Raw genomic sequence first — 1,364 nt, forward strand, 5'->3', positions numbered from 1 at the left:
GATTACCAGCGGGCGGTCACCATTTTCTTGCGGGTGTAGAACTCCACGCCGTCCTTGCCGTTCGCATGCAGGTCGCCGTAGAAGGAATCCTTCCAGCCCGAAAACGGGAAGAACGCCATCGGCGCCGGCACCCCGACGTTGACCCCGAGCATCCCGGCATCGATCGTCTCCCGGAATTCGCGGACGTGGTGCCCGGAGCTTGTGAACAGGCACGCGCCGTTCGCAAAGCGGGACTCGTTCGCCCACGCGATGCCGGCGGTCAGGTCCGGCACCCGCACGATGGATAAGACCGGCGCAAACAGCTCGTCCTGCCAGATGGTCATCGTCTGCTGCACGTGGTCAAAGATCGTCGGGCCGATAAAGTAGCCCTCCCGGGCCACCTCGTCCTCGCGGCCGTCGCGCACGAGCGTCGCGCCTTCCTCGACGCCTTTGTCGATGTAGGCCTTCGTTTTCTCGAGGTGCCCCTCGCGGATCACCGGCCCGAGGAACACGTCCTTCTCGCGGCCGTTGCCGATGGTGACGTCGTCGGCATACGCCTGGATCTTGGCCACCAGCTCGTCGGCGACGCTCTCCTGCACCGCCACCACAGAGGCGGCCATGCACCGTTCGCCCGCGGAGCCGAAGGCGGCGTTTAAAATCTGCCAGGCCGCGTTATCGAGGTCCGCGTCCTCCATCACGAGCGTATGGTTTTTCGCCCCGGCGAGCGCCTGCACGCGTTTGCCGTGCGCCGTGCCGGTTTTGTACACGTAGTCCGCGACCGGCTGGGAGCCGACAAAGGAAATCGCCGGCACATCCTCGTGCGCGAGCAGGCCGTTCACAACGTCATGCGCGCCGTGCACCACGGACAGGACGCCCTTCGGGAGGCCCGCTTCCTCGAACAGCTCGGCGAGCCGGTTCGCGAGCATCGGCGTCCGCTCGGACGGCTTCAGCACGAACGTGTTGCCGCAGGCGATCGCGAGCGGAAACATCCAGCACGGCACCATCATCGGGAAGTTGAACGGGGTGATCCCGCCGACGACGCCGATCGGGTAGCGGTACATCCCGGACTCGATGTTCGTCGCAATGTCCGGGAGCTGGTCGCCCATCATGAGCGTCGGGGCCCCGGCGGCAAATTCCACGCATTCGATGCCGCGCTGCACTTCGCCTTTGGCCTCCTTCAGGTTTTTGCCGTTTTCGAGCGTAATGATCTCGGCGAGCTCGTCCCAGTGGCTCACGAGCAGCTGCTGGTAGGCAAACAGGATACGGGCGCGCTGCGGCACGGGCTTGGTCGACCAGTCGCGGTACGCCGCTTTCGACGCCTCCACGGCCTCGTTCACTTCGTCCTTCGAGGAAAGCGGGACGCGGGCGATCACCTCACTGGTGGC

General features: G+C 65.3%; 1 protein-coding gene. It reads right to left on the bottom strand.

The genetic code is table 11. The annotated features are described in order from the left end of the window. Positions 1–2: 2 nt before the first annotated feature. On the bottom strand, positions 3–1,364 hold a 1,362-nt coding region (locus tag ACTTK6_RS15765; RefSeq protein ID WP_462833948.1), incomplete at its 5' end, for a CoA-acylating methylmalonate-semialdehyde dehydrogenase.

This window comes from Marinococcus salis (assembly GCF_054971365.1).